The organism is Paraburkholderia terrae, from assembly GCF_002902925.1.
Lineage (GTDB): Bacteria > Pseudomonadota > Gammaproteobacteria > Burkholderiales > Burkholderiaceae > Paraburkholderia > Paraburkholderia terrae.
Map to the genome: position 1 here is coordinate 261200 of NZ_CP026114.1, position 23047 is coordinate 284246.

Annotated in this window: 17 protein-coding genes; 12 read left to right on the forward strand and 5 right to left on the reverse strand. The window is 58.5% G+C overall.

Annotated elements, in window-relative coordinates:
• The first annotated feature begins 573 nt into the window (after positions 1 to 573).
• The 4 genes from C2L65_RS42955 to C2L65_RS42975 all read left to right on the forward strand — a co-directional run bounded on the left by C2L65_RS42955 (position 574) and on the right by C2L65_RS42975 (position 9163).
• The gene (locus tag C2L65_RS42955) at positions 574 to 4464 is read left to right on the forward strand and encodes a DUF4062 domain-containing protein (protein ID WP_052427005.1); all 3891 of its coding nucleotides are present in this window, start codon (positions 574 to 576) and stop codon (positions 4462 to 4464) included.
• Positions 4465 to 5382: 918 nt separating this feature from the next.
• The gene (locus C2L65_RS42960; RefSeq protein ID WP_042314604.1) at positions 5383 to 5778 is read left to right on the forward strand and encodes a hypothetical protein; all 396 of its coding nucleotides are present in this window, start codon (positions 5383 to 5385) and stop codon (positions 5776 to 5778) included.
• 591 nt (positions 5779 to 6369) lie between these two features.
• Entirely contained in the window at positions 6370 to 7392 is a 1023-nt protein-coding gene (locus tag C2L65_RS42970) for an IS110 family RNA-guided transposase (protein ID WP_042317392.1), read from the forward strand.
• A gap of 325 nt (positions 7393 to 7717) precedes the next feature.
• Complete coding sequence (locus C2L65_RS42975) at positions 7718 to 9163, forward strand: IS1182 family transposase (RefSeq protein WP_042305884.1); 1446 nt, start codon at positions 7718 to 7720, stop codon at positions 9161 to 9163.
• 548 nt (positions 9164 to 9711) lie between these two features.
• Here C2L65_RS42975 and C2L65_RS42980 read toward each other — a convergent pair.
• Positions 9712 to 10101, reverse strand: a complete 390-nt coding sequence (locus C2L65_RS42980; RefSeq protein ID WP_042305883.1) for a tautomerase family protein — start codon at positions 10099 to 10101, stop codon at positions 9712 to 9714.
• Between the two features lie 799 nt (positions 10102 to 10900).
• On the opposite strand from C2L65_RS42980, the gene C2L65_RS42985 reads away from it, so the two are divergent.
• The 4 genes from C2L65_RS42985 to C2L65_RS43010 all read left to right on the forward strand — a co-directional run bounded on the left by C2L65_RS42985 (position 10901) and on the right by C2L65_RS43010 (position 15437).
• On the forward strand, positions 10901 to 11335 hold the full coding sequence (locus tag C2L65_RS42985; RefSeq protein ID WP_042305882.1) for a MarR family winged helix-turn-helix transcriptional regulator: 435 nt from the start codon (positions 10901 to 10903) through the stop codon (positions 11333 to 11335).
• Positions 11336 to 11574: 239 nt separating this feature from the next.
• Positions 11575 to 12021, forward strand: coding sequence for a tautomerase family protein (locus C2L65_RS42990; RefSeq protein WP_042305881.1), 447 nt, complete (start codon positions 11575 to 11577; stop codon positions 12019 to 12021).
• 85 nt (positions 12022 to 12106) lie between these two features.
• The gene (locus C2L65_RS42995; RefSeq protein WP_042305880.1) at positions 12107 to 13732 is read left to right on the forward strand and encodes an MFS transporter; all 1626 of its coding nucleotides are present in this window, start codon (positions 12107 to 12109) and stop codon (positions 13730 to 13732) included.
• Between the two features lie 1210 nt (positions 13733 to 14942).
• Positions 14943 to 15437 carry a septal ring lytic transglycosylase RlpA family protein gene (locus C2L65_RS43010; RefSeq protein WP_042305879.1) on the forward strand — a complete coding sequence of 165 codons (495 nt, stop codon included), beginning with the start codon at positions 14943 to 14945 and terminating at the stop codon, positions 15435 to 15437.
• 92 nt (positions 15438 to 15529) lie between these two features.
• Here C2L65_RS43010 and C2L65_RS45990 read toward each other — a convergent pair whose 3' ends face one another.
• The gene (locus tag C2L65_RS45990; RefSeq protein WP_156132265.1) at positions 15530 to 15850 is read right to left on the reverse strand and encodes a hypothetical protein; all 321 of its coding nucleotides are present in this window, start codon (positions 15848 to 15850) and stop codon (positions 15530 to 15532) included.
• Between the two features lie 178 nt (positions 15851 to 16028).
• On the opposite strand from C2L65_RS45990, the gene C2L65_RS43015 reads away from it, so the two are divergent.
• The gene (locus tag C2L65_RS43015) at positions 16029 to 16904 is read left to right on the forward strand and encodes a manganese catalase family protein (RefSeq protein WP_042305877.1); all 876 of its coding nucleotides are present in this window, start codon (positions 16029 to 16031) and stop codon (positions 16902 to 16904) included.
• Positions 16905 to 17618: 714 nt separating this feature from the next.
• On the opposite strand, the gene C2L65_RS43020 is transcribed toward C2L65_RS43015, so the two are convergent.
• Positions 17619 to 19418, reverse strand: a complete 1800-nt coding sequence (locus C2L65_RS43020; protein WP_427910225.1) for a RecQ family ATP-dependent DNA helicase — start codon at positions 19416 to 19418, stop codon at positions 17619 to 17621.
• A gap of 260 nt (positions 19419 to 19678) precedes the next feature.
• Here C2L65_RS43020 and C2L65_RS43025 point away from each other — a divergent pair, with 260 nt between their 5' ends.
• Positions 19679 to 20545 (forward strand): SDR family oxidoreductase, encoded by an 867-nt coding sequence (locus tag C2L65_RS43025; RefSeq protein ID WP_042305875.1) that lies wholly within the window; start codon positions 19679 to 19681, stop codon positions 20543 to 20545.
• A gap of 183 nt (positions 20546 to 20728) precedes the next feature.
• On the opposite strand, the gene C2L65_RS43030 is transcribed toward C2L65_RS43025, so the two are convergent.
• Together C2L65_RS43030 and C2L65_RS43035 are read right to left on the reverse strand one after the other, a co-directional pair.
• Positions 20729 to 20917 (reverse strand): hypothetical protein, encoded by a 189-nt coding sequence (locus C2L65_RS43030; protein WP_081920818.1) that lies wholly within the window; start codon positions 20915 to 20917, stop codon positions 20729 to 20731.
• A 226-nt stretch (positions 20918 to 21143) separates the two neighbouring features.
• A complete protein-coding gene (locus C2L65_RS43035) occupies positions 21144 to 21404 on the reverse strand; it encodes a hypothetical protein (RefSeq protein WP_042305874.1) in 261 nt (86 codons plus the stop codon).
• 2 nt (positions 21405 to 21406) lie between these two features.
• Here C2L65_RS43035 and C2L65_RS45995 point away from each other — a divergent pair, with 2 nt between their 5' ends.
• Complete coding sequence (locus C2L65_RS45995) at positions 21407 to 21709, forward strand: hypothetical protein (RefSeq protein ID WP_156132264.1); 303 nt, start codon at positions 21407 to 21409, stop codon at positions 21707 to 21709.
• Between the two features lie 579 nt (positions 21710 to 22288).
• On the forward strand, positions 22289 to 22996 hold the full coding sequence (locus C2L65_RS43045; RefSeq protein WP_042305872.1) for a hypothetical protein: 708 nt from the start codon (positions 22289 to 22291) through the stop codon (positions 22994 to 22996).
• The last annotated feature ends 51 nt before the right edge of the window (positions 22997 to 23047 follow it).

The window sequence follows — 23047 nt, forward strand, 5'->3', positions numbered from 1 at the left end:
TCTTGACGCCCGCACGTCTCCGCTTCGGGTACGCCCCGAGAACGGAAACACAGCAGGACAGGAAGACTCAGGAAGAAATGCACTGTTATGGCCTCAATTGGGGCGCTCGTAAGCGGCCGGGGATGTAGACAGCCCCATTAAAGCCCGATTGTCAGGAGTTTGCAAGCTGTGATTCGACTGCGCAATCACCGCTCAGCGTATCCGGCGGCGACTTTCGTTTGCGCGCTTCATCGTCTCTGCCGGATCAGCTTGCAACGATTCGGCCTTGATCGACAGTTGCGGAAACAAAGTTTGCACAACAGGCCCCCATCAATAAGTCACCGACCAGCCTCGGACCCTGTTGTTGCGGCTACGACAGGCTGAGAGGCTGAACGGATCGATCCGAGTTGGACGCATGAGGCACAGTTCGGGCCACTTGCGGTCATTCAAAGACAACCCCAGAATGCTCGACAACCGGCCATTCGGATTATGCAGGACGCAGCTCGCCGAAAAATGGACGGCCATGGCTTCGTCGCTTGGAAAGACCGGCAACTACACGGGTACTGATCAACGTACCCGTCACTGGTAGAAAACATGGCGCGCAAACCTCTCATCTACGTCTCCTCGACCTTCGTCGATTTGAAGGAACATCGCGGCGCGCTGAAGTCGGCACTGGAAAGAGCACAATACGATGTCGAGTGCATGGAGAAGTACCCAGCCTTCGACGAACGCCCGCTCGATAAATGCCTCGCCGATGTCCGGCGGGCGGATGTGTATGTGCTTGTGCTGGCGCACCGCTACGGCTTTCGGCCCAGGAAGGACAATCCGGAGCGAAAATCGATCACGCAGCTTGAGTACGAGGAAGCTGGCCGACAAGCCGATAAGCCGCGCTTGGTCTTTACGGTGGATGATGATCGCCCCTGGAGCCCGAAGCTGATCGACCGGGGGGATGACGCACGTGATCTGCAGGCGTTCCGGGCGGAAGTCGGGGACCGTCATGGCGTCAACCGGTTCTCCGATCCAGAAAACCTCTCAAATCTCGTGCTGCAGGCGCTGCACGCATTGGATACCACGGCACATGGTGCGAAGGACGAAGCAAAGGCGCAGTCCTGGAACTGGCCGCGGCCTTGGGATTTCTCCGGTTACATCGCCGACAGGCGACGGGGGTTCGTTGGTCGCGGTTGGCTGTTCGACGAGGTTCGTGGATGGTACAACGATAGCGACGGCGCACAGGCGCTGATGATCTGCGCAGACTTCGGCGTCGGCAAGTCAGCCTTCATGTCCGAACTGACGTTTGATGCACACGGCCTCCAGATCGCAGCCCATCACTTCTGCCATCACGACACGATTGAAACGCTCAATCCGGCGACGTTTGTGCGCAGCGTTGCGGCGCAACTCGCAGCCTCATTGCCGGAATACAAGTCGGTCGTCGAAGGCGATCCTGACGCGTGTCGCTGGCTTGAAGAGGTGCAACTTGATCCAGGCAGTGCATTCGAGCGCGCGGTCATCGGCCCTGTCAACGCGATCAAGCCTCCAGGTGCGCACCAAGTATTGCTCGTCGACGGACTGGACGAGGCGCTGGACTTCGAGACCACCGCGGGCAGCGGTCGTCCGACCACGATCGTGCGCCTGCTTGCGGCCCGTGCAAGGCGGCTGCCTGTGTGGTTGAGAATTCTTGCCACGAGCCGTCGCCGACTCGAAGTTTTACAGCCAGTTCAGAACGCTTTCCGGTGCGCGACGTTGGACGGCGAGGATGCTCGCAACCTCGACGATATCCGCGAATACGTTACCAGTCGCTGCGCTCGTGCAACGCTGGCGCGTGTGCTGAAAAGAGGGGATACGAGCGCAAGCGATATCGCGGCGTTTCTGTCGAGTGCCGAGCAAAGTGGCGGCAAGTTCCTTTATGCCGTCAGGGTGCTCAGCGACGTCGAGTCCGGCTCGCTGCCGTTGGATCGCCTCGACGACCTGCCGCCCGGAATGGACGCGTTCTATCTGGACGCCTTCGAGCGGCGCTTTCCGGAAAACCAGGGCTATGCGCCTGTCGGCGCGCTACTGGGCGTGCTTTGTGTCAAGCGCGAGCCGATGTCGCGTGCAGAACTTGCGGCAATCCTGTGCATACCCCAGCAGCAAGTCGGGATCATACTCAAGCGACTCGAAGACTTCTTGCGGGTGCGCGCCAGGCGCTACGCGTTCGACCATCTTTCCCTCGCACAATGGCTCAGTGAAGAGAATGAAGACGGTTTTCCGCGCGCAGGCCGATTTTCGATTGCACTGAATGCCGCCGAGGTGCCAATTGCCGATTGGGCGCGTCGCGAGCTCGCTGCGCACCGCACGCATGAATCGGAGTATCTGTCGCGGCATCTTGGCGCGTACCTGAGTCCGCAGGAGCGCAAAATTCATTTCGCAAAACTGCTGCTCGACTTCCGGTGGCTCGACGCACGGCTGCGCGCAGCGGGGGTCAACGCGTTGCTCATGGATTGGGCGGACGTGGAAGAGACACCAACGCTCAAGGCGCTGGAGCGCGCGCTTCGACATAGCGCCCACGTTCTCGGACACGATGGCGGTGACTGGCCAGGCGCCGACTTTCTTGCCTCGCAGATTCTTGGTCGCCTGCATCCTCAGGCCGGGCCGGAGATCCATGCCTTATGCGCGCAAGCGGCTCAGCAATTCGCGCGCAACGTGAGACTAAGGCCACTTACCGATAGCCTTCGATCGGTCGAAGCGTTGTTACGCACGCTCGAAGGACACACGGGCCCAATATCCGCGCTCACGGTGCTGGCCGACGGGAGGCTCGCATCGGGGTCGGAGGACGCCACGATCAAGCTGTGGAACCAGGACAACGGCGCGTGCGAGGCGACGCTCGAAGGACACACGGGTTGGGTATCCGCACTCGCGGCGCTGGTCGATGGACGGCTCGCGTCGGGATCGTGGGACCACACGATCAAGCTGTGGAACCCGACCAGCGGCGTGTGTGAGACGACGCTTGAAGGACACACAGGCTGGGTATCTGCACTTGCGGCGCTGGCCGATGGACGACTCGCGTCGGGATCATGGGACAACACGATCAAGCTGTGGAACCCGGCCAGCGGCGTGTGCGAGGTGACGCTCGAAGGACACACGAGTACGGTATCCGCACTCACGGTGCTGGCCGACGGGCGGCTCGCGTCGGGATCATGGGACAACACCATCAGGTTGTGGGACCTGGCTGGCGGCAAGTGCGAGGCGGCGCTCGGAGGACACGCCGCTTCGGCACCCGCGCTCGCGGTGCTGGCCGACGGGCGGCTCGCATCGGGGTCGGAGTTCGGCGCGATCAAGCTGTGGAGCCTGGCAAACGCAGCGTGCGAGGCGATGCTTAAAGGACACACGTTTAAGGTATCCGCCCTCGCAGTGCTGGCCGACGGGTGGCTCGCGTCGGGGTCGGAGGACACCACGATCAAGTTGTGGAATCCGGCGAGTGGCGCATGCGAGGCGACGCTTGCAGGACACACGGGTTCGCTATCCGCGCTCGCGGTGCTGGCCGACGGGCGGCTCGCGTCGGGATCATGGGACCACACGATCAAGCTGTGGAACCCGGCAGGTGGCGTGAGCGAGGCAACGGCTGATGGACACACGGGTTGGATATCAACGCTCGCGGTGCTGGCCGACGGGCGGCTCGCGTCAGGGTCGGAGGACAAGACAATCAAGCTGTGGAATCCGGCGAGCGGTGTCTGCGAGGCGACGCTCGGGGGAAACGCGGGTTGGGTATCCGCGCTCGCAGTATTGCCCGAAGGGCGGCTTGCGGCGGGGTCGTCGTACCGAACGATCAAGCTGTGGAACCTGGGAAGCAATGCGGTCGAGGCAACGCTCGAAGGACGCACGGGTCAGGTATCCGTGCTCGCGGCGCTGGCTGACGGGCGGCTCGCGGCGGGGTCGGATAGCGGCGCGATCGAGTTATGGAACCCGGCAACGGGCGCGTGCGAGGCCACGCTTGAAGGACACACGTTTAGGGTATCCGCGCTCGCGGTGCTGGCCGACGGGCGAATCGCGTCGGGGTCGGAGGATCCCAGGATCAAGCTGTGGAACCCTGCGAGCGGCGTGTGCGAGACGACGCTCGAAGGACACACGAATTCGGTACGCACGCTCGCGGTGCTGGCCGACGGGCGGCTCGTGTCGGGGGCGCGGGACAACACGATCAAGCTGTGGAATTCGAGGAGCGGCGCGTGCGAGGCGACGCTCGAAGGGCACACGGATTCGGTATCCGCGCTCGCGGTGCTTGCTGACGGGCGGCTCGCGTCAGGGTCGCGGGACAGGACAATTCGAATCTGGCAGTTATGCAACGGACGCTGGACGGGATCGGTTCAGTTCGTCGCCGACGCCGGCATTCTAGCGCTTGCCTTCGCGGCGCGCGCAGGGGTTCTCGCGGCAGGAGATCTGAGTGGACGCGTCCACTTCCTGAAGGTGGAAGGCGCCGTACAAGTCGCAAGCAAAAGCCCACCGCCGCTGTAAGTCTCGGAGCGTCGTCGGATTTGCTGAACTGCATGTCCAGGTTCTGCTTTTGTTAATCGTTGTCCAATGGCCGCCCGCAGGCGGCGTCGTGCGCTCATGGTGTGGGACACAAGGGCACGCGTCGACGCTCCACGCGACCGAGCACACCCATGCCGCTGCAACGTGGGCACAGATCAGCGACCCATTCAACGATAACGCGACGCGCGAATCGCGCGACGATGTCGGCGCATGCCTGCTCGACTTTCTTGCCAGTTCGCTTTCTAATCGTTGTGCGAGCCGTTGTCGCGCCAGTGGTGCTCCCATTACACATTGCTGCTTGAGGTGAACGATGGCGTCGACATCGCCTGTTAGAAAAAGATCCGCTGGTTGCCATGACACAGTTAGCTCGAGAGTAGCTAACCGGTTAGTTGGCGCGCCTGCGCGTGCAAAAAAAAGCCGCGCTCCGACCTTACCTTGCGTTAGGCCATCGGAAATCCTTGGGATCTCGTGCAGAATGGCCCCGTTCGGGGAGGCTCCAATGATCGTATTGGCCGATGACGCGGCGTACAAGTCGCGGCCTGCGAACGGCCGGAAACTGATCGAAGCCGACACCCGAATACCCGCTCCACGACACCAACGACCGCCCCTTCATGGCCGAACCCGGTCCGACGCACCGCTCCATCGATTGCCGATTTCGAAGGATATGCAGAAGGCATAGCCTCGAGTTGCCGCTCACAACAACGTGCGCGCCGGAAATCCGTCGTTCAGCGGCCGCTGAACCAGCGCCTAACACACGAAACGATCTGCCTCGCCCGCGCACCCCAGAGACCGGCTCGATGGTAACCTGACACCTTCGGTTATGTGAGGGTGCCGAATCGCGCATTGTTCCGATCCCGTACATAAATAGCGAAGTTTCGTGTCTCGCACGGAGGACAGCAAATGCAGCCTCTATTCAGCGTTTACTTTCACGGCGCGAGCGGTGACAAGATTCTGAAGATCATCGAATCCGGCGTCTTGCAGCCAGACATTGACGGAAAGATATTCCTTGGGCGTCATTCTTGGGAGTCGTGCTTCATGCATGGCGGGGATCGCCAACGTAAAGCGGCTTTTGTTATTAAGGTCAAAATGGGCGTCACAGATGATGCCACGATGATCTTCAGTGAGACGCCCGGCGTACGTGATACCGTTCAGATTCAAACGAACCGCCCAATTGCCGTCGCTATTATTGAAATGTATGTTCGAAGATTGCAGCCTGGCGTCCCCGCCGTCGTGGACCGCATAGCAGGCGTTACGGCGATCAAGCAGTATCTCAATGCCGCTGGCCAATGCCTTTAGCCTGCTGACCGTAACGCAGTCTTATTGGCAACGACTGCCGTAACGCTTGTCGCGCCCTATGCAATGTATCTGATCTCGACGCGCGGACAGTTCAAGTCAGTTAGAAAAAATGAGTTGAGAAACGATGATACGTACGTCGCGGCAGAGGAAATCATATGGGATAGTTTCTCGACGTCCCTAAAGAACGCATTTAGCCTATTTAAAGGGCTGCCTAGAGCCGCAGGGAAGGACGGCGATGCTACGCCCGATAAGTAAGAACCCCTTCGCCCATATCGGCGCTCGCGGCGGCCGCAAGCGAACGCCTTGTCTGACGGAGCGCGTGCCGGCAGGCAGGTGTATCGGATCGGCTGGTTCGCGAGTGGTCACTATATAGGCCGAGAACTTGCCGACCGACTTGAAGGAATGAATGACGGCTTTACCTGAAGGCGGTCGGTGCCGCCCCCGTGTCCGAACGACGGTTGAGGGTCGAGATGGAATGGACACCGCCCTCCCTCCGGGGAATTGGGCACGATTGAGGGCCTCCAGGACCGAACGGCATCGATGTGCCAAAGTGGAGCTGCGACACAACCACTTGAGGAACGGAGGCCCCAGATGAATGCTACGACATACGGACTCGACATTGCAAAACGGGTGTTCCAGCTGTACTGGGTCGACGCCCAAACTGGCGAGATCGCGAATCGGAAGTTCGGACGAGACGATTTAATTGCATTTCTGGCGCGGCGCCCCGCCGGTCGCGTCGCCCTCGAAGCTTGCGGAAGTGCTCACTGGTGGGCGCGTAAGATTCGCGCGCTCGGACACGAGGTCGTGCTATTACACGCCCAATTCATTCGACCTTTCGTGCAAACGAACAAGACTGATGCGGCGGACGCCCGGGCGATCTGGACTGCAGTGCAGCAACCCGGTATGCGCACGGTTGCCGCCAAGACAGAGGATCAGCAAGTAATGCTAAGCCTTCATCGTATGCGCTCGTTGCTCGTCAAGTTTCGAACAATGCAGATAAATCAGCTGCGTGGGTTGCTGTATGAATTCGGCGTTACGTTTCGTGCAGGACGTGTAGCAGGACTCGACGAGATCAGGGAGCGCATGGCAGAACTCGAAGACACACTGCCACGATCGATACTTCTTAACCTTCTCGAACAGCTGCGTCGCATCAACCTGTTTGAGGAGGACATCAATCAACTCGAGAAGCGGATTGGCGCCTGGCAGAAACACGAAGCTGCATGTCGTGCGATCTCCGAAGTGCCGGGCATCGGCCGCCTGACTGCAACGGCCTTAGTCGCAACAATTGGAGATGCGAAGACATTCAGGTCGGGGCGCGAGTTCGCAGCGTATCTGGGGCTTGTTCCTCGTCAGAATGGTACCGGCGGAAAGATACGGCTGGGCTCGATCTCCAGACGTGGCGACCCATACTTGCGTACGTTGCTGATACATGGGGCGCGCTCTGTTCTGTGTCACACCAAGGTACCAACCGCATGGCAAGAGGCAATACAGGTGCGACGTCCAGCAAATGTAGCAACAGTGGCCCTGGCGAACAAAATGGCGAGAATCGCCTGGGCGATCCTCGCTCACGGGACTTCGTACGAAGCGCATCATGTGAGCAACAGACCTGCATAGCAGGATGAGCACTTTGAAGCGTTGAGGAACTGGTAGGTTGCTTGGGTTGATTTCAATGTGATGGCGAGACAGGTCGGACCGCAGGAACGCAAACCTGAACACAGTCTTGTGCTTCAAGCACGTGGTCGAGATGAGGACGTTCCTGGCGTATTCCATCAGGGCCCGCAGCTTCGGCTTGCAAAAGGCCGCATATAAGACCGCAGCCGATACCTCGTTCACGTATCACACAAGATCAACCTGGCAAACCGGGCGGTGTCCATATAAGCTTGTGTGAAAACATGCTGATCACCTAAACTGGATTAACTCATTCAGCACGGGTGACCGGATGAAGCGATTTATAGAAGGTGAGGATCGCAAGCAGGTGACACTGCTTCCGGAGTGCCTGGATGACTTCGTCGCAGAGGACAACCCGGTCAGGATTATCGAGGCGTTTGTTGAAGAGCTTGACCTTGCATCACTGGGTTTCGATGGAGCAATGCCGTCGACTACAGGTCGACCGTCCTATCATCCCGCAGTCCTATTGAAGATCTATATCTACGGCTACCTGAACCGTGTTCAGTCGAGTCGCCGTCTTGAGCGTGAATGTCAACGTAACGTTGAGTTAATGTGGCTCACGGGTCGCTTGGCGCCCGACTTCAAGACCATAGCGGACTTCCGTCACGACAACGGCATAGGCATTCGCAACGTGTGCCGCCGTTTCGTGATGCTGTGCCGTGAGCTGAAGCTGTTCTCGCAAGCACTGGTCGCCATCGACGGCAGCAAGTTCAAGGCAGTCAATACACGCGATCGTAACTTCACCGAAGGCAAGGTTGATAAGCGCCAGAAGCAGATCGAAGAGAGCATCCAGCGTTATCTGAATGCGCTGGAGACCGCCGATCGCACGCAACCGGCAGAACTGGAAGCAAAGACAACCAGGCTGAAGGACAAGATCGAGCGTTTGCGCGAACAGATGCGAAACCTCGAGCAGATAAAGGAGCAACTCAAGACGCAGCCTGATGGCCAACTCTCGATGACCGATCCTGATGCGCGCTCCATGGCGACTAGCGGCAAGGGCTCAGGAATGGTGGGCTACAACGTACAGGTGGCCGTAGATGCCAAGCACCATCTCATTGTTGCTCACGAGGTCACCAATTCTGGCAGCGACCGGGCCCAGCTTAGTCCCATGGCGCAAGCTGCACGCGAAGCTATGGGCAGAACCAGACTACGGGCCATCGCTGATCGTGGCTACTACAATGCTCCCCAGATCAAGGCATGCGCAGATGCCGGCATCGCAGTAATGCTGCCGAAGCCCACAACGTCAAGCGCGAAAGCCCATGGTCGATTTGACCGGGCCGACTTTATCTACATTGCGCGGGACGACGAATACCAATGTCCCGCTGGCGAGCGTGCAATTTACCGCTTCACCGGAGAAGAACATGGCATGCAATTGCGTCGCTACTGGAGCAGTTCCTGCCCCCAATGTCCGATGAGATCCCGTTGTACCCCGAGTAAGTATCGGAGAATTAGCCGATGGGAGCATGAATCGGTACTGGAAGGAGTCCGACGTCGACTCGACAAGACCCCGGAGGCAATGACAATACGCCGGCGGACAGTTGAGCATGTCTTCGGGACGTTCAAGCATTGGATGGGTTACACGCACTTCCTGACACGCAGATTGCCAAGCGTGGGTACTGAGATGAGCTTGAATGTACTTGCCTACAATCTGATGCGAGTGCTGAGAATCCTGGGATTCAGGAGGACAATGAAAGCTATGCGGTTGGCGGGTGCATAAATCCAGTAACGCAATTCAAAACGTGAATGACCGCGTACAAAGCATCAGAGCCATCTAATAATTCGTTGTTGTCGGATCGATTTTAAAAACAGTTAAACACGCCGATCGGTGTGATGCCGCTGCGTCGCACTTGCCGCTTTCTAGGCGTTTCCACACAACCTGGGTCGCAAGTACTCATCCGACTGCAGCGGGAGTTGACATTCGCGGTCGCGGCGGTGTGAATGGCAAAAGAGCGCCCCTAAGCTGCCTTACCAACGGCGACTCGTGAACGTCAGCCGAGGCCGACTTGGGCAAAGAGACTGCTCCGACAGTCGCGGCGAAAAAGAATGGAGGAAGACAATATAACTCCCATCAACTCAATGGGAGACTGTCATGGGAAACTTTCAAAGCCGTGAGCCCTGGAACAAATGCAAGTTAGTTGGTCAGAAGCCGCCGCTGAAAACCCAACAGTCTGACCTAATAGCGACGTGGAAAGCAGGGACGATCGTCCCTGGTAAGAAGTTCAGCTTGCCATCAAGCATTCTTCGGGTCGCTCGTGGCTCCGTCAATCACAGTTCGCCAGTAAGAAACTGCGCTACGCCATGACCGAAGCTCCAGTCAGCGTCGGAGTTGCTTACTAGCGAAACGACTACATCGCTCGGAGCGATCTGGCAACGCTCTTGCAGCTCCCGGGTGAGTTCTTGATAAAAGTGTTCCTTCGCCTCTTGCGCTCGCGGACGGGTCACCACGGTGATCACGACCATGTTCTTGGTGCGCTCAATTCCTAGCCCCGTATCTTCAACAACAAGATGGGCTGGTTCATGCTCCGTCACGACTTGATAGCGGTCGCGCTCTGGCACTTGGAATGCGTTGACAACGGCGCGGTGCGCGCCATCGAGCATTGCACGGGTTTGTGCTTCCGTGCGGCCCTTGAGAATGTCGAACTTGACGAGAGGCATTACTTTCTCCTGGTGAAGGTAGTCGGAGGGCGGCTTCGATCGAACTATGAGTTCAGTGTAAGAGTTGGTTGCCCCGGTTTAAATGGTTGAAATGAAAAATCATTGTTCGCTGAAGTGAACAATCGTTGGACGATCATCCATCGCGGTTGCTTTCCGCGCGTGAGTAATTAGATGTTGCGGCTCGCAAATTTACTTCAGCGAGACATACTCAAAGATGGGGAAAAGACGAGATGCTGTTGGCGCGACATGGCAAGCCCGACGATCAGAAGGTGGATGCAGCGGTTCGGTTCGCAAGAAAGGTTACCGAGTTTCGCGGGAGGGTTTCAACGATTGATTTGGATTAAGTACGCCGAGCTGGTTTCAATGAGGGGCAGATCGTGGACATGATTTGCTACACGGCCCAGTGTTTTCTCACAAATCACCTGAATAACGTCTTCTACACCGAAGTGGATTTCCTGCTCGTCGAGCTGACCCTTGGATGAAGAGGATATATGCGTAGTTGCGATGCCTCTGTCGAGCGGCAATCGGCTTCTATGAGCGATGGATTTCGAGACGCAACTTTCGGATTTTCTGTGTATTCGACGCCGTAACATGACTTCGGTAGGTCGATCCGTGCTGAGGTTGGAAGAGGATGGTCGCGACGGCGTAGAAACGTTGCCCAGATTAGTAAGAAGATTGTTGTGGCTTGACAATATGGCTGTGCCGTGTAATGTTGGTCCTTCGATGGATGTATATGCATCTTGAAGCTCTGGGTCCCGTGAGGGCATCCACCTGGGCATAGACAAATGGGACAGGATCCATGTTTACGGATTGCTATTGCACACAATTTCGACGCTCGGCAAACCAGCTAACCGGTATTTACGACGAGGCTCTGCGGCCGGTTGGCCTGAAGATCACCCAGTTCTCGCTGCTGCGCGCAATTGAGCGTCTAGGGGCGGCGACGTACAACGAGATCGCTGCGGAAGCAGCGTTGGATAAGACGACAATTTCACGAAATCTGAAGGTGCTTATCAATGCCGGCTGGGTTACTGTTAGCGTGCCGCCAGAGGAGGACGCGCGGTACAGATCCGCTCAACTGAGCAAGGAAGGGGTTAAGAAGCTCCGAAGTGCCGAGCCGTACTGGCGAGTCGCGCAGCGTCTCGTTGAGGATGGCGTTCAGCGTTTTCTTAATGGGCCCGCGAATCAGCAGCTGCTGGAAGCGTTAGAAGCGCTGCAACAGGTACCGCTAAGGTAACCGATTAACTGAGGGATTGTCCTAGCTAGGGTGGGCGACTCGGCGACCAAATACGTATTGACATGTGCGGCACGCCGTATAAGATGTACCTACAACTATTTACTGGTTAGTTCCTTGAAATAAGCACGCATTTTTGCAGACAAATAGTTGTAGCTACATCTAAACCTGCTTGACGTCACACTTGAACGTTCTGGGACAGCTCATTCGCGTTCGATTGGATTCTTATTGGAGACTGAAAGATGCCTACTTACATCGTATCCGCAACTCAAAACCTGTTGTCCCCCGAGGAAAAAAAGAAAGTCGCAAAGGAGGTTACGCGAGCCCACAGCCAGGCCACTGGCGCGCAAGGTTTTTTCGCTCAGGTGATTTTCAGCGAGATCCCGTCGGGATCGCATTTCATGGGTGGTGTGGAAATCAGCGCGAAACAGATTTACGTGCATGGACACATCCGTGCTGGGCGTACTGAAGAACAGAAAGCCGCCTTACTCGCCGACATCATCAATTCAATTCACGGTGTCACAGGGATCGAGAAACGCTTTCTGTGGGCGTATATCTCCGAGTTATCACCGAACAACATGGTTGAGTATGGGCAAGTGCTGCCCCAGCCTGGCAAGGAAGCCGTGTGGCTCGAGTCGCTGTCAGCGGCAGATCGTGACTACATGCTGAGTCTCAGTAAAGCTCAATAACACGCGAATCAGACGCGACCGCAGAGAACCCAGGTAGGAGACGCCCTTGAACACCTCAGCCATTCCCCTTAACGAGTCACGACGGATGACCTCTGACGAACGCAAAATCATCTTTGCGTCGTCGCTCGGTACCGTCTTTGAGTGGTACGACTTTTACTTGTACGGCTCGCTTGCCGCTGTTGTCGGGAAGCAGTTTTTCTCGGGCGTCAACGAAACAGCGGCGTTCATTTTTGCGTTGCTGGCGTTTGCCGCAGGCTTTGCAGTGCGGCCGTTCGGGGCGTTGGTATTCGGTCGTATCGGAGATATGGTCGGCCGTAAGTACACGTTCCTGGTCACAATTCTTTTGATGGGTACGTCAACGTTTCTCGTCGGCGTACTACCTTCGTACGCGAGCATCGGCATCACCGCGCCTGTGTTGCTGATTGTGCTCCGACTTGTGCAAGGTCTCGCCCTGGGTGGCGAGTATGGCGGCGCGGCGACATATGTAGCGGAACATGCGCCGGGGCACAAACGGGGTGGCTACACGGCGTGGATCCAGACCACGGCTACCTTGGGATTCTTCCTGTCGTTGCTCGTGATTCTCGGAACACGTCTGATTGCAGGTGAGTCTGCTTTCGCCGATTGGGCGTGGCGCATTCCGTTCGTGTTTTCAGTGATCCTTGTGTCAATCTCGGTATGGATTCGGATGACTCTGTCGGAATCTCCTGTGTTCCTGAAAATGAAGGCGGAAAACACGACTTCTAAAGCGCCGATCAAGGAGGCGTTCGGCGAGTGGAAGAATGTTCGCCTCGTTCTGATCGCGTTGTTCGGAGTTGTCGCCGGCCAGGCCGTAATCTGGTATGCAGGCCAATTCTACGCACTCTTTTTTCTGACGCAGACCCTTAAGGTCAATCCTGTGACGGCAAATCTGCTGATCGCCGCGGCGTTGCTGATTGGAACGCCGATGATTGTCTTCTTCGGTTCACTATCGGACCGTATCGGCCGCAAGCCTGTGATGCTGCTGGGATTTTTGCTCGCAATCGTGTTCTACTTTCCGATCTTTCACGGACTGACAAAGTTTGCGAATCCGACGCTTTATGCAACCCAGGAAAGCGCACCGGTGACGGTCGTGGCGGATCCGACCAGTTGTTCATTTCAGTTCAATCCGGTCGGAACGTCGAGTTTTAGCAAATCTTGCGACATCGCGAAGTCTTTTCTCGCTCGATCAGCAGTGAACTATTCGAACGAGGAGGCGCCAGCGGGCACCGTTGCGTATGTTCGTGTAGGCAACACCCGAATCGACAGCGTTGATATCGCAGGAGTGGGCAACAAGGAAGGGGCGAAACAGGTCAGGGATTTCGAGGGAAAGCTGGGAACGCTGATCAAATCAGTTGGTTACCCGACGATAGCTGATCCAAAACTCATCAACTACCCGATGGTTTTGTTGATGCTTATTGGGCTGGTTTTGACGGTTGCAATGGTGTACGGCCCAATAGCCGCGACGCTTGTCGAACTGTTTCCGACCCGCATCCGATATACGGCAATGTCGCTCCCGTATCACATCGGTAATGGTTGGTTTGGCGGCTTCCTCCCGACAACTGCGTTCGCACTGGTAGCCGCAACGGGTAATATTTACGCAGGCGTTTGGTACCCTGTAGTTATCGCCGCAGTGTCCCTGGTCATCGGCTTTTTCTTTCTACCGGAGACTCGCCAAAGGAGCATCATCGACTGATGATATGGTACGCGCCGGCGCAGGTGTCATTCGACCGTCCCATTGTGGCGTGTCCGGCAACGGTCTCCCCGATCCTTGAAAGTGTGGAACGAATCGAGGCAGGTGAACTGCGCGTTGACGAAATGGTCGACAGTCTCAACGAAGACGCCGCGACGGCCGATGCTCAGGTGTATTGGGATATGCGGGCAGCCGCTGAATGTGTTCGGCGATTGTCTCTACTCCAGAGGCCCGTCCATTCCTGCCTACTTACTTCGCACCTTCGTGCTTTCAGCCCACCACTTCGAGCTGAGCGCGCATTGCTTGCCGGCAGCTACCGTCCACTCTGCTGACGTTAGAGCCAGCCGCGTCGAACGTCCGCAACGGCCGATGATGCGCCGGCGAGGGCCGCGAGGGAATGACCGTTGCTCTTCATGAAGAGACGTCAGACCGACCGTGTGTCGAACGGCCGATGAGGGTCGTTCTGAGGCACCCGGGGGTTTTCGCCATGCGTTGCGTAGTGCGTCCTTGAAGAAACATCGATGTGGCCTTTAGAGGTTGCAGCGGCTGGCTCGTTCTTAGACTTCAGTTCCTCGTTTGGCGCCGAGCTATCGAACTGTGTAGGAAAGGCCTATGATCGACGAGGGCAATATCCACGTTAGACCTAACCATGGTAACCGTTCCCGTTCCCTTTATTCCCTCTCACGGAAGCGATCCACGTCGGCCGCTGTTCACGTCTCTCGACAACTTCTGGCAATTCCGGTTCGCAATGACGCAGACCTAGCCGATCTGGCACGGGACAGTTTGCTAGTTGATGTAATGGATCGTCTTGAGGCGAAAGGTCTCAAAGCCAGACGAACTGGCGTTTATCATTTCTCGACGGGCGCTGATTCGAACAATCAGTTAACCCTAATCCCGTCATCTGACTCTTCAAAGCAGTGCTCGGAGGTGTCGTGCGCCGTATCGGGCACGAAGCCAAGAACGAGCACGGCCGATCATCGGTTACTCAAGAGGCTTGTCGGATCCATTTCTGGCCCCGAGACTTCCTCTGCCCTTCGAAGCTTGTATCGGGAGGACCCACTGTCGCGGAACAGCGATTGCGTGCATGTCAGGCTAGCTGTCGCGAGAGAAACTGGTCGCGAGCCAATGCGGTGGCTAGGTGAACCGGGCAGCGAGCGCGCTTGTGTGCTCTTTCGGCCAACTGCGTATTCATCCAGGAGGCGAGGAGGGGTAAATGGAAAATGGCAAGCTTCGAAAACTTTTGCTTCTGATCCTGTCCTGCTATCTTAGCGTCGCGCATCCGGCGCAAAACGAGGCGTCTGCCTTCGCTGGGCAGACGAGCCCAAAGGCAACTAACCAGGACGCCCCCGACCGGAAGAGCGCTGATCACGGCCGCATTGATCGCACAGGCAAAGCGCGCCACGGTAAGGCCTCTTACTACGGTCCGAAGTTCTACTCGAGAAAAATGGCCGACAGTACGCCCATGGATCCTCAATCCAATGCTGCCGCGAGCAAGACCCTGCCCCTTGGCACGAAGGCCCGGGTGACGAATCTGAAAAACGGCAAAAGCGAGGTGGTTGAAATCAGGGATCGGGGGCCGTATGTGAAGAACCGGATCGTCGACGTGTCGCCAAAGACGGCCGATGAGCTGGGTTTGAAGAAGGATGGCACCGCCCCGGTTGAGGTCAAACCACTGGAGGTTAAGCCAGGGGCAAGCGGGGTTCAGTGAGGCAAAGGCAGAGGATGAGCGTGTTGTTCTCCAGGCGGCCGGCGGTTGCCGCGATCGCGCAAGGCGACATCTTCATGCGATCTGCTCGGCGATCAATACGAGGGCGCGTCGAGGTTGCGACCGTCCAACGCCCGGGCAAGAGACACGTCGGCGCCGCGCACCTGCCCGGCGAGGCTTACGTGTATGAAGCGCCGTTTTTTTGTAACCGTGCGATGTAAAAGTTTGCGGCGAATAGGGCAGGCTCGCGTTGTTCGCTCAACCCCCGAGCGTCGATGATCAACTCGTCCGGGGTGTGCCATTCCAATGCCAGTGTCCGCCCAGGTTTTGAAAGGTGGCAAGAATACGCAATGGTTGTTGTTGTCGTTTCTTTTTCGAATGTTGTGTTCCGGGAACACGCCATGCGGAATCAACATGGTACCTCCCTGACCGCACGCGGCACGTCGCCGCATCTCGCCAGAACGTACGTTCTGAGACTCTAAACGTGGAGAATCGCACGCGCCAGCGTCGCCATTCTTTGCGTCCTCCGCAATCCAATTGGCCTCGCGTTATAGGCGGTGCCCCGTCTGCGCCAGGCTTTCAAAGGAGAACACCATGTTTGTACATAACAAGCGCCTTCAGTACACGGTGCGTGTTGCCGCGCCTAACCCTGGCCTCGCAAATCTGCTGCTCGAGCAGTTCGGCGGACCACAGGGTGAGCTGGGTGCAGCCTGCCGGTACTTCACCCAGGCGGTCGGCGAAGACGACCCGGGTCGGAAGGACCTGCTGTTTGACATTGCGACCGAAGAACTCAGCCATCTGGAAATCGTGGGCTCCATCGTCGCGATGCTCAACAAAGGCGCGAAGGGCCAACTGGCTGAAGCCGTAGAGAGTGAAGCCGAACTGTATCGTTCAATGACGGGCGGCGGCAACGACTCTCACATCACGTCGTTACTGTATGGCGGAGGTCCTGCACTGACCAATTCCGCCGGTGTTCCCTGGACAGCGGCGTACGTCGACACCATTGGCGAACCGACCGCAGATCTGCGCTCAAACATTGCAGCCGAAGCACGAGCGAAAATCGTGTACGAAAGACTGATCAACGTAACGGAAGACCCCGGCATCAAGGAAACGCTGGGCTTTTTGATGACGCGGGAAATTGCTCACCAGAAGTCATTTGAAAAGGCATTGCACTCCATACAGCCGAATTTTCCTCAAGGGAAACTTCCCGGCGTGCCCGAATTCACGAGCGTCTACTACAACATGTCCAGCGGCGACGCATCGCCTCGCGGTCCCTGGAATGAGGGCGCCGACTGGGAATTCGTGGAGACACCAGAGCCTGCGGTGGATGGCGGCGACGGGTTGGCGACCGTCAATGTGTCAGCTGACGACGCCGAAGTTCTACGCGCCATGGCCTCGCGCACCGCGTCCGATACGAAGGCAGATCCGACGACGGGTGCAGACCTGGGCGTAGGTGAGGCTGTTAAATGAAGCACTGAGGTACGCCCCGCGGGGCTCGGCGCGTACGGGCTCCCTGCGTTGCATGTCTCAAAGGACATGCATGAAGGGCAGTCGACCGCACGTCGGATTTGAACTTGAGGGCAGGTCGCACCAGGGCGGCCACGCGTTTGAAGATGCGATGAGCGAACGAGGTCGCCCGTTAGCGCGCCGACGTCAACAACATGCGGGTCGCGAAACTTTGCCGACGGTTTCGCTGGTTGACGATGTCCGGACAACCTCTCCTCGCTGCTGCAAGTCGCGCTCGGGAGCGATGACCGTCAAGTAAGCGTTGCCGGTGCCTGTTTCGCATGTGAAGGAAACGCTGTGGCAAACGCGTCCATGGATTTATTTTTTAGGCTATGTTTCAGGAGTCCAAATGAAGAACTGGATGCTAGCATACCAGGTTATGGTATGGCTGAGCGCGGTCTTGCTGTCAATGGTCCGTTGCATGTGAATGATTGCTTCGAGGGCGGCTCCGCGGTCGATCATAAGGGGTTCGTCGCTGTTTGCCATGCCCCCGGCCACTGTAGGCGCCTACGCGCTCTTTCGAGCTCGACAGTTTAGTAATTCTCTTGCGCCCGGCGACTCGCCAGGAGCGCCCGGTTGTGCTGCGTGAGCGCCACAGGATCTGAAGCTGGAAATCGAGCAGGTCGGACAGGAGGACGCCATGAGGCACCGCCTCTGCGTCCCGGCTTCTAGCGACGGTCAGCGTCGGCTATCGGCTGCGTTGTGCGCCGCGTCCGCGGCCCTGACGAATCGCGCGAGGAACGTGCGCGTCGTCCCATCAGAAAACAGTACGGCAACCTGATCCATCGTCGCAAAGGTGACCTGGCCGATGCCAAACTTACGCACTCGCACGGACTGGCCACGCACAAAGCTGCGCTGCGCGTGAGGCGTCTCGCGCGCGGCATCCATCATCCGGCCTTCGAGAACGGGCTCGCGGACAGGTTCGACATGCGGCGGGTTACGGCAGTTGTCGCACGTGCCGCACTGTTCGAGTTCGTCGCCATAACCGAAATGCTCGAGGATTGTGTGCCAGCGGCAGCGGCCCGTTTGCGCATAGTCGATCATCTGTTGAAGTGCGTCGCGATCGCGCTTCGCCTGTTCGTCGTAGCGGTGGAGCGATGCTGAGAGGGCATCGCCGCCAGGAGCGCCATCGCGCAGCAGATAGCGGCGCGCGCGATTGCGACGCACGAGCCCGGCGTCGAGCAGTATCTTAAGCGCAACCTGGAGTTTGTTTCGCCCGACATCGCCGAGAATGCGTGCGAGTTCGTCCACACTCACGCCCGTCGTCGATACGCCGTCATGCTTTCGCAGCGCTTCGCGCACGCGCTCGATAAGTTCACGCCCGGGGTAGCGACCGAGCTGCAGAAATTGCTGGATACGCCTGTCGTTGAGATCGAACAGCAACACGCAATCGGCTGCTTCGCCGTCGCGTCCGGCACGCCCGGTCTCCTGATAGTACGCACCGATGCTCCCTGGCATCTGGTCATGCACGACAAAGCGTATGTCAGCCTTGTCGATGCCCATGCCGAATGCGTTGGTCGCAACCATCACGCGCACGTCGCCGCGCATGAAGCCGTCCTGCGCGTCGTGCCGCTGCCGGGAACTGATCCGTCCGTGGTAGAGCGCGGCAAGCACCCCCCATTCGCGAATCGCTGCCGCCAGACGTTCCGCTTCGCGCACCGTTGCCGTATAGATAATACCGGCGTCGCTGCGCGATTCGAGCAAGGTGCGAAGCGCAGTGAGCTTGGCCTGTGCAGAACGCGCTGACGCGCGTCGTTTGCCGCCAGCGACCGACACCTGAAGGACGCTGTAATGCAAGTTCGACCGGTAGACGCCCTTGTGCAGCACGCATGGATCGCGCATGCCGAGCGTGCGTACGATATCTTCGACGACCGCCGTCGTCGCCGTGGCGGTGAGCGCGAGGACGGGCGGACTTCCAATACTGCTCGCGGCTTCGGCGATCTGCAGGAACGCGGGTCTGAAATCATGTCCCCACTGCGAAATGCAGTGGGCTTCGTCAACCACAATCAGACTTACCCGCCGTACCTCGCCACGCCATGCACTGCGTCCCCGCGCGTAGGGGTCATCCCGTCCGCGGAGCGCATCCAGCAGTGCTGGCTTGGTGAGTTGTTCGGGCGTCACGAAGACGATTGCACGCGATGCCGTTTTTAGCTCTTCATACGCTTGCCGCTCCTCGGCGGCGTTTAGCGTGCTGTTGATCTGCAGTGCCTCGACGTTCGCTGCGAGAAGCTTGTCGCGTTGATCTTTCATCAGCGCGATCAACGGCGACACGACCAGCGTCAGGCCGTTCAGGTGCAGCGCCGGCAACTGGTAGCAAAGCGATTTACCGGCGCCCGTCGGCATGATGGCCAAAGTGTCGCGCCCGTGCATCACGCTCTCGATGATCTCGCGCTGACCTGGCCGCAGAGATTCGAGACCGAAGACGTCGCTCAGTGTCCGGCGCATGGCCTGCAGGGTTGGTTTCGTCGAAGCTGGCACCGATGTGTTCCTCTGAATGTCGCGCGGCTTGCCGCGTCACGCTGGTCGTTGCCTGGTCGGCGATCTCATTCCTGTAACGAGCAATGGGCATTCCCCAGGACCACGCGCGCTGGATGGCCTTTGCGAAAGGTAGTCCTTATGAGCAGACGGGATGGCCATGCAGCGCGTTTCGGCTTTGGCGGGCCAGGCGTTTGCTAGTCACATGGCGTACTGGTACCAGCCGCGCAGCCGGAAAGCGCGACGATTTCCTGGAGAAAGCTATGACCGCGACCAAACATGCAGTACCACCATTCCCGTCGCAACAGCAGGCCAATGTCCCCGGCCTCACCGAGCCGATGGACCCACAGCCCGACCACGGTGAAGAGAGTTATGTGGGACACGGCCGGCTTGCGGGCAAGGCTGCGATCATCACGGGCGGCGACAGCGGCATCGGACGCGCGGTAGCGATTGCATTCGCGCGCGAGGGGGCGGACGTGCTGATCTCCTATCTGAACGAGCACGATGATGCACAGGAGACACAGCGCTGGGTCGAAAAAGCGGGCCGCCGCGCGGTGCTGATACCGGGCGACATCAGAAGCACCGCGCATTGCAACGGGATCGTCGAGCGCGCGATGAGCGAGTTCGGCCGGATTGACATCATCGTCAACAACGCGGCCTATCAGATGACCTACAGTTCACTCGATGAAATCACCGATGAAGAATGGAACAAGACGTTCGACACGAACATCGGCGCTATGTTCAGGATCGTTCGTTCGGCCGTCAGGCATATGAAACCGGGCGGTTCGATCATCAACACAACATCGATCAATGCGGATAAACCCAATCCGGGGCTTCTCGCGTATGCGACCACGAAGGGCGCTATCCAGAACTTCACGGGCGGTCTTGCCCAATTGCTCGCAAAGCAGGGCCTTCGCGTCAATTGCGTCGCGCCTGGGCCGATCTGGACGCCGCTGATTCCGTCGACAATGCCAAAGGAAAAAGTCGAGAACTTCGGCAAGCAGGTGCCGATGGAGCGGCCGGGCCAGCCCGTAGAACTCGCGTGCGCTTATGTGATGCTCGCTACAGACGAAGCCAGCTACGTATCGGGGGCAACGATCGCCGTAACGGGTGGCGCGCCGATTATCTAGCGTGTGTGCAGCCGGAGTCGCGTCGGCGTGCCGGGATGGAGGTCCCCGGGGCAGGCGGCGTCTGCCGCCAGGCGGGATGCGGCGCCGTCGCGACATCACATGACCGGCCCCGTAGACCGCAGACCGCAGACCACGATAGTCGATCAACGGACCCAGTTGGCTCTAACACCCGGAACCTGACACTCAGAACCCGACACCCAGGCCGACGCCCACTCCACCGCCGAACGAGCCGCCTCCCACGCCCACGCCAATGGCTGGCCCGGGCGCGTAATAGCCTGTGCCGTAAGCTGGGTAGCCGTTGTCATAGGGCGGAGCGGATACGCATGCTGAAATGCCAGCCGCCAGCGCCAGGATGAAAAAAAGCCTGCACATGATTGACTCCGGGCGCCGGGGCGCCAAAACAACTTCCACCCACCCCCTCGTGCTCAAGGCACATGGGAATACTTCGCCGGGCAACGACGCGGGCCGCCTGTCGCGCGTATGCGGCGGGCAGACGGCATGTTGTTAGAATTTGGACTGTCGTAGTGCGGTTTCCTGTCCGTCGGGTGGCCGTTCGCCGGTGCTCAAGTGCGCGGTCGCCCGTACCTGTCAGGGTCACTCACTGCCTGACTTCCTCCGTCTTGCCAGCGGATGACGCAGATTGAGGGGATAAGGCTTTAGCCCGCTTATCCATCAACGTTCCCTCCTGGTTCTTCGTCCCTGACTTCTCGGCCTTGTCGGTCAGCGCCTTACCGGCGTCGCCGGACTGTACGGTGATCGCATCGCTGCCGGAGGGCGGCTTCCCTTGAGTCTGCTGGGCGCCGGCGCTCATGGCGAAAACATAGCCCAGTGCTCCGACAATAGAAAAGATTCTGTTCATACGTGTCTCCGTCAATTTCCATACGTCCGGTCGTTGAGGCCGCGCTGCTCATCCTCTTCGACGGGCGGCGAGCCGGGATCGACGCGATCTTGTTCCGGCACGCAGGGATCCTGTTCCGGGGGATCCTTGCCTTTGGGAATCAACATTTCATCCATATTGCCGTGCGGCTTCTGCATCACGGTCCCCTTGGGGTCGACTTTTACCTCGTCATGCTTCGTTTCAAGCCGGCGACGACGATCCGCACGCTCGACGGGGCCGGCGGCCTCTTTGATCCGGTGTACGACATGGCGCGCGACTGGCTTTGATCTGCGTGCGAGCAATGCCTGGGTTGTCGGGAACGACGCGCATCATCGGCTCCTGCGCAAGGGTAGGCTAGCGTGATGCCGCATTGGGCGTTCCAGGGCAAAGCTCGCGGATCGGGAAGGCCCCGAGGGCATCCGCAGCAACTGGCGACGTAGAATTGCGCTGCCGGTTTGCTATTCGGGGCCGGAACCGGCCTCACAAGCCATAACGTTCGCCGAGCTTCTTCTTCCATTTTTCGGCTGCATCGACAAACCCCACGCTTCTCCGCGCTCGAAATACGACGCATCCGCCGACATCTTCATGGGCGGGTGCGTGCCGAGCACCTGCAGCCCATTCGATGGGATCGCGAGGTGCTGTTTGAAGGTTCAATAAACGTCGTTGAGAGCCATCCTGGTCTGCACCGCGCACTTCCGCGCGAATTAATCGCGCATCTCGTAAGCAGGATCAGCCCTGGGTTTACGACGCCAATCGTCGCGAAACTGATGGTCCGTGGTCGTGGAACATCCATTGCGCCAGTGTCTGTGAACACAAGTCATCTTGGGTTCAAATCTCTTTGGTGTTCAAACTATCAAGGCCCGGCCATGAAACTGCTCATCACCCAAAGCGGACTACCTCGCGTGTCATGGGGCTCCGTATTCACAGGCGTCATTCTGTCGCTGATCGTGTATCTCGTTCTCACCGTGCTTGGCACGGCGATCGGCACGTCAGCATTCGCACCGCTTTCACGTTACAACCCGCTGGAAGGATACGGATTCGGCTCCGGCGCATATCTGATCGTGATGACGGTAATCGCAGTGTTTGTCGGCGCTTATTTCGCCGGTCGCTGCGCCCCCGTTCTTGGATGGCTTCACGGCCTGCTAGCGTGGGCAGTCATGATTCTCCTCGTTGCCTATGGAGCAGCTTCCCTGTTCGGCACCGCTGTGGGAGCAGCCGGAAGCGTCGCGTCGGCGGGCGTGACAGTCGCTGCTACCGCAGACCGGCCGGGGACAGTTGGCGCGCTGCCTCAACAGCTCCAGGGTGCGGTCGCGTCTGCGACTGCTGCGGCGTCAAGTCCACAGGCGCAAGCCGACGCGCGTCAGGCGGCAGACACCGCTGCGCGCAACGTAGCGCGTGCTTCGTGGTTCTCGTTTGCGGCGCTGATTGTCGGCGCTATCATCGCCATCGTCTCAGGGCACGCGGGGTTCAAGCATCAACCACCGTTCGAGGAGGCTGCCGGAGTGTCAACCGATAATCGCCCGGTCCTGCGCGACCCGCCTCGCTCCACGGTCTCGGGCCGCACCGCCCCTTGAAAAAATCTGATGCGGCTGATTGATTTCTGCGGCGTGCCTCGGACACGGATA

What these genes read in the sequence shown, in the direction of transcription:
- C2L65_RS42955 (WP_052427005.1), top strand. Translation starts at nt 574, where the DNA reads ATGGCGCGCAAACCTCTCATCTACGTCTCCTCGACCTTCGTCGATTTG.
- C2L65_RS42960 (WP_042314604.1), top strand. Translation starts at nt 5,383, where the DNA reads ATGCAGCCTCTATTCAGCGTTTACTTTCACGGCGCGAGCGGTGACAAG.
- C2L65_RS42970 (WP_042317392.1), top strand. Translation starts at nt 6,370, where the DNA reads ATGAATGCTACGACATACGGACTCGACATTGCAAAACGGGTGTTCCAG.
- C2L65_RS42975 (WP_042305884.1), top strand. Translation starts at nt 7,718, where the DNA reads ATGAAGCGATTTATAGAAGGTGAGGATCGCAAGCAGGTGACACTGCTT.
- C2L65_RS42980 (WP_042305883.1), bottom strand. Translation starts at nt 10,101, where the DNA reads ATGCCTCTCGTCAAGTTCGACATTCTCAAGGGCCGCACGGAAGCACAA.
- C2L65_RS42985 (WP_042305882.1), top strand. Translation starts at nt 10,901, where the DNA reads ATGTTTACGGATTGCTATTGCACACAATTTCGACGCTCGGCAAACCAG.
- C2L65_RS42990 (WP_042305881.1), top strand. Translation starts at nt 11,575, where the DNA reads ATGCCTACTTACATCGTATCCGCAACTCAAAACCTGTTGTCCCCCGAG.
- C2L65_RS42995 (WP_042305880.1), top strand. Translation starts at nt 12,107, where the DNA reads ATGACCTCTGACGAACGCAAAATCATCTTTGCGTCGTCGCTCGGTACC.
- C2L65_RS43010 (WP_042305879.1), top strand. Translation starts at nt 14,943, where the DNA reads ATGGAAAATGGCAAGCTTCGAAAACTTTTGCTTCTGATCCTGTCCTGC.
- C2L65_RS45990 (WP_156132265.1), bottom strand. Translation starts at nt 15,850, where the DNA reads ATGTTGATTCCGCATGGCGTGTTCCCGGAACACAACATTCGAAAAAGA.
- C2L65_RS43015 (WP_042305877.1), top strand. Translation starts at nt 16,029, where the DNA reads ATGTTTGTACATAACAAGCGCCTTCAGTACACGGTGCGTGTTGCCGCG.
- C2L65_RS43025 (WP_042305875.1), top strand. Translation starts at nt 19,679, where the DNA reads ATGACCGCGACCAAACATGCAGTACCACCATTCCCGTCGCAACAGCAG.
- C2L65_RS43030 (WP_081920818.1), bottom strand. Translation starts at nt 20,917, where the DNA reads ATGTGCAGGCTTTTTTTCATCCTGGCGCTGGCGGCTGGCATTTCAGCA.
- C2L65_RS43035 (WP_042305874.1), bottom strand. Translation starts at nt 21,404, where the DNA reads ATGAACAGAATCTTTTCTATTGTCGGAGCACTGGGCTATGTTTTCGCC.
- C2L65_RS43045 (WP_042305872.1), top strand. Translation starts at nt 22,289, where the DNA reads ATGAAACTGCTCATCACCCAAAGCGGACTACCTCGCGTGTCATGGGGC.